The organism is Anabaena sp. AL93, from assembly GCF_001672085.1.
GTDB lineage: Bacteria > Cyanobacteriota > Cyanobacteriia > Cyanobacteriales > Nostocaceae > Dolichospermum > Dolichospermum heterosporum.
This window is the reverse complement of the sequence record NZ_LJOU01000185.1, coordinates 1-4,045: the sequence shown is the minus strand read 5'-3', so window position 1 is coordinate 4,045 and position 4,045 is coordinate 1. Positions and strand designations below refer to the sequence as shown.

Annotated in this window: 5 protein-coding genes; 3 read left to right on the top strand and 2 right to left on the bottom strand. The window is 39.9% G+C overall.

All coding sequences use genetic code 11. The features are described 5' to 3' along the window. Nucleotides 1-419, top strand: a 419-nt coding sequence (locus AN486_RS26220; protein ID WP_290603022.1) for a fatty acid desaturase, incomplete at its 5' end; no start/stop codon positions are given. 162 nt (nt 420-581) lie between these two features. Then, nucleotides 582-1,124 carry a DUF3172 domain-containing protein gene (locus AN486_RS26215; RefSeq protein WP_053539863.1) on the top strand — a complete coding sequence of 181 codons (543 nt, stop codon included), beginning with the start codon at nt 582-584 and terminating at the stop codon, nt 1,122-1,124. Between the two features lie 115 nt (nt 1,125-1,239). Here the strand turns inward: AN486_RS26215 and AN486_RS26210 are convergent, their stop codons facing one another. Continuing rightward, entirely contained in the window at nt 1,240-1,968 is a 729-nt protein-coding gene (locus AN486_RS26210; protein WP_053539862.1) for a Bax inhibitor-1 family protein, read from the bottom strand. Nucleotides 1,969-2,062: 94 nt separating this feature from the next. After that, nucleotides 2,063-2,737 (bottom strand): AMIN domain-containing protein, encoded by a 675-nt coding sequence (locus AN486_RS26205; protein ID WP_052149955.1) that lies wholly within the window; start codon nt 2,735-2,737, stop codon nt 2,063-2,065. An 874-nt stretch (nt 2,738-3,611) separates the two neighbouring features. On the opposite strand from AN486_RS26205, the gene AN486_RS26200 reads away from it, so the two are divergent. Further along, a complete protein-coding gene (locus AN486_RS26200; RefSeq protein WP_199924276.1) occupies nt 3,612-3,764 on the top strand; it encodes a hypothetical protein in 153 nt (50 codons plus the stop codon). The last annotated feature ends 281 nt before the right edge of the window (nt 3,765-4,045 follow it).

The following is a 4,045-nucleotide window of genomic DNA, read 5'->3' as shown; positions in this document are numbered from 1 at the left end:
CTTATCAATATGGTTGGATGTGGTTGTTAAAATACTACGCTGGCCCTTATATTGTCTTTATCATTTGGTTAGATTTGGTGACTTTCTTACACCACACTGAACCCGGAATTCCTTGGTATCGTGGGGAAGAATGGACTTTCCTGAAAGGGGCAATTTCTAGTGTTGACCGAGATTATGGGATTTTTAACCACATTCATCATGATATCGGTACTCATGTTGCTCACCACATTTTCTTGAATATGCCTCATTACAATTTGTTGAAAGCGACTGAGGCAATTAAACCAATTATGGGTGAGTATTTCCATGAATCGAAAGAACCAGTTTGGAAGTCTTTGTGGAATTCCGCTATTGGTTGTCATTTTGTTCCAGATACAGGTAGTAAGGTTTATTACACTTCTAAGAGTCAGAATGCAAAATAGTCGGTAGATTTTTTAAATCTAGTAAGTCCGCTAATGCGGGCTTTTTTTTATTTTAAATTTTCCTTAAAAGTGAAAATAGGGGATAATTATTCTCAAGGATCGGCATACTGAATAAGGGAGAAATTAAAAAACCACTCTTGGGACGAAGGTAATAAAGCGAAAATGAGACGTAAATCTGCTAATAATAGACCAACTAATCCGTCTAAACCCTCTATGTTCCAATCCCCGATGTTTAACTTCGTCACCATTGCCATTTTTGGAGCGGTGCTGATTTTGGGAATTGGGATTGGGATTGCGTTTAGTTCGACAACTACATTGAGTTCATCAAATGTGGCTTCCCGTGAGTTCATTGATACTAGAGCGCCAAATCCTGAGATTTGTGTGCAGTATGGATCTAGTGCAATGGTGATGGATGCCAGACTCTTTGTAACTCTTAATCCCTTTAATGTCTTTGTTGCCCAGCCAAATATCCGTCCTGGATGTGTTATTCGTCAAAATAACTGGGCTATTTTAGAAAATAAAAAACTTGTAACATCAGACCAGGTAAGAGAATGTAAGAATCGTCTCAATACCTTTGGGTTTACAGGGGACTTAAATAGTGAAAAGCCAGATATTAGATGTATTTATCAAAATGAATCGGCTCAAAATTTCTTTTTATCTCAACCGGGGGCTGTGGGAAGTCCTCAAGATACGGAAAGATTTTAAATATAGTCACCGAGTCAGGAGTCAGGATTCAGGAGGAAGAAGGTTAAAGATTTTTCTTTCCCTTTTCCCTTTTCCTCTTTCCTGACAAATTTGAGTTTTCTCTGCCTAAATATACTTAATCACGACCATTGATAGCAATAAGCAAGCGTAAGATAAAGACGAATAAGTTGATGTAGGTAAGGTACATTGACAAAGCTGCTGGCAAATATTCATCATTGCGATAAGTGCGAGGCAAGATGTAGAAATCAACTACTGATGCTCCAGCGAAGAGAAATACACCTATACCAGAGATACCAATTTCTAACCAACTGGGTGTGTAAACACCAAACAAGGCAAAGGCAAATTGGAGAAGACAAACCACCAATAAGGCAACAATGCCCAAACTAACGGTTTTTGTCAACGCCATCCCATCTGCTTCCGAAAGATTAGAACCGATTTTTCGGGCAGCAATGAAGGTAATTCCACAACTAAGAGCAGCAATACCAATACCTTGAATACCTACCCCTTGGGTTCTCAAAGCCACAAATACCAAGCCACTCAATGTGTATCCAGATAGTAGACTGTAAATACCCAATAGAGGTAAAGCTAGGGCTTTGTTACCTTTGGATGCGACATTTTGGGCAACGAAGAATAAAATTAATTCGAGAATTACCGCCCCAATAAAGGTAGGAAAAAAGAGTCCAGGGTTAGTGCGGATAATGCCTAAACCACCATAAGTTCCCAATGCAGTTAGGACTAATCCACCACCGACGTAGGGGAGGGCGTTAGCGATGACATTGGGTCCAACAAGTCCATGAGTTTTCGCCTCACGGAAAGCTTCACGAAAATTACTGGTATTACTCATGTCTAAAAACTACCAAAAAATATTGGAACTGAGGAAAATAACCTGCTGATTTCTATTGTTACAAATTTTTGGGTTGAGAAACCAGTGGGTTAAGCTAAAATTTTTGGCTGGGTAAAGGTTGACCAAATTCAATAATGGGAATTTCTTTAGGGTTATTTGGGGAACTGTTTTTGTTTTCTTCAGGTGTGGGCAACATTGCGGGAGGAAGGGGGGAATTGATTATGGGTGAGGGGTTTTGAGAATTTAGGGGTGGGACGGTGATTAAGGGTTGTTGGGAGTTAGTGGTGAGATTTGTGGATGGTGGTAGGCTAGTGGAGGGTGTGGTTAAGAGACTGTTAGCAGGAGAAAAGGTAATATGAGGATTTAAGACCCAGCGCGTAGGTTTTTGTCGAGAAAGAGGTTGAAGTTGTATTTGATTGGTTTGTAATTGAGTTCCTGGTGCGAGGTCAAGAACTATTCGGGTAATATTGGCGTTAAGTTGAGAAATACGAATTCTCTGAATTGCTCCTGAATATTCTTTTTGAGTGAGGACTTTACCCAATTTGGTGTTAGGCAAATCGAGAACTATTCGTGGTGGTTGCATTAGTTGGAAATATTGGGGTGTTGCAGTTGCGGAGAGACTAATTTTTAATTGCTGGGACTTGGGGTGAAATTCCCAGTTGTTAAGTTGTGCGATTGGTTGGGCAATACTGATGCTAGGAGTGAAAGCAATCAAGCCAAATAAGCTTACCCTGATAGATAGAAGAATTTGATTAGTTCTAGTTTTCATAATTTGGTTGTTTGGGGTTGGGATATTTAGCATAGACTACGCAACATTAGAAAAATTGACGTGACGGTAATTAAATTGTCTGATAGCGTAGCGTGGCGCAAGCCATATCAGGATTTTAAGGATTTACAGGATGGGGGACTCGGTGATTAATTGTCTGAATCAGGATTTACAGGATTTCAGGATTTACAGGATGAGGGATCTGTTTGCAGATGAGGTTGCTAATTTGACGGTGATTAATTGTCTGAATCAGGATTTCCAGGATTTCAGGATTTACAGGATGAGGGATCTGTTTGCAGATGAGGTTGCTAATTTGACGGTGATTATACTCAAAACGGCTTGATTGTTTGATTCTAAACGTAGGGGTAAAGCAAAAGCTTATTGGTGTCAACTTAACGTAAAACATCTATCCCGCAAAGAACTCAAGTCGTCTGATTCCCAGTCTCTGACTGGGAATGAATTCTAGAAGGCTCTGCCTTCAATGATATTAGAGGCAGAGCCTCATCAACTGCATTCCTAGTCAGAGACTAGGAACGAGATGTGGTAGGGATTTGAGCTTAAGTTGACACCTATGAAGCTCTTGCTTTACCCCTGCACATCTGGGTTCTTTGTCATTTGGCAAAAGTTTAAATCTCACCCGTGTTTAGTATAATTGGTAGCGATCGCTGTGGGAATTTGTCTGAATCAGGATTTACAGGATGAAGGATTCGGTGGTTAATTGGTGGCGATCGCTGTCCCTAGATCCCTAGATCCCCGACTTCTCTAAGAAGTCGGGGATCTGAAATAACTCTAATCGCACCAAAATAAGGTTGTTAATTTGAGGATAATTAATGATGAGCGATCGCTGTGGGAATTTGTCTGAATCAGGATTTACAGGATGAAGGATTCGGTGGTTAATTGGTGGCGATCGCCCCTACTAAATTCTTCAGGGAAATTGAGCGATAGCGAAGCGCTGCTGCAAGCAGTTCGCTTCACTCGCAGCAATTCTCATTTTGAAAAAAAGATAGCGAAGCAGCAATTCTCATTTTGAGAAAAATAAAGTATTAGCCCCGATTTTGGAATTCAAAATATAGTACAAAGTAACTATTTTTTAGCCATTGCCTCTGGCTAAAAAAACAGTCGGGTTGAAAAATAAGTATGAATACTCAATAAACTAGAGAGATTGCTTGACAACGAATGGGGAAAATCCAGTTTATCGTTCGGGTTTTAGAATAGGGAATCCAAGGGAAATAAAAATTTATAATTGTTGTCAGATGATGTAAAATCGGTGAGTTAAAAATCTGATAGTGCATCAAATTACTCAAACATGAC

Bases quoted from the DNA above. Each gene is read 5' to 3' on its own strand.
- AN486_RS26215 (WP_053539863.1), top strand. From the start codon at position 582: ATGAGACGTAAATCTGCTAATAATAGACCAACTAATCCGTCTAAACCC.
- AN486_RS26210 (WP_053539862.1), bottom strand. From the start codon at position 1,968: ATGAGTAATACCAGTAATTTTCGTGAAGCTTTCCGTGAGGCGAAAACT.
- AN486_RS26205 (WP_052149955.1), bottom strand. From the start codon at position 2,737: ATGAAAACTAGAACTAATCAAATTCTTCTATCTATCAGGGTAAGCTTA.
- AN486_RS26200 (WP_199924276.1), top strand. From the start codon at position 3,612: ATGAAGGATTCGGTGGTTAATTGGTGGCGATCGCCCCTACTAAATTCT.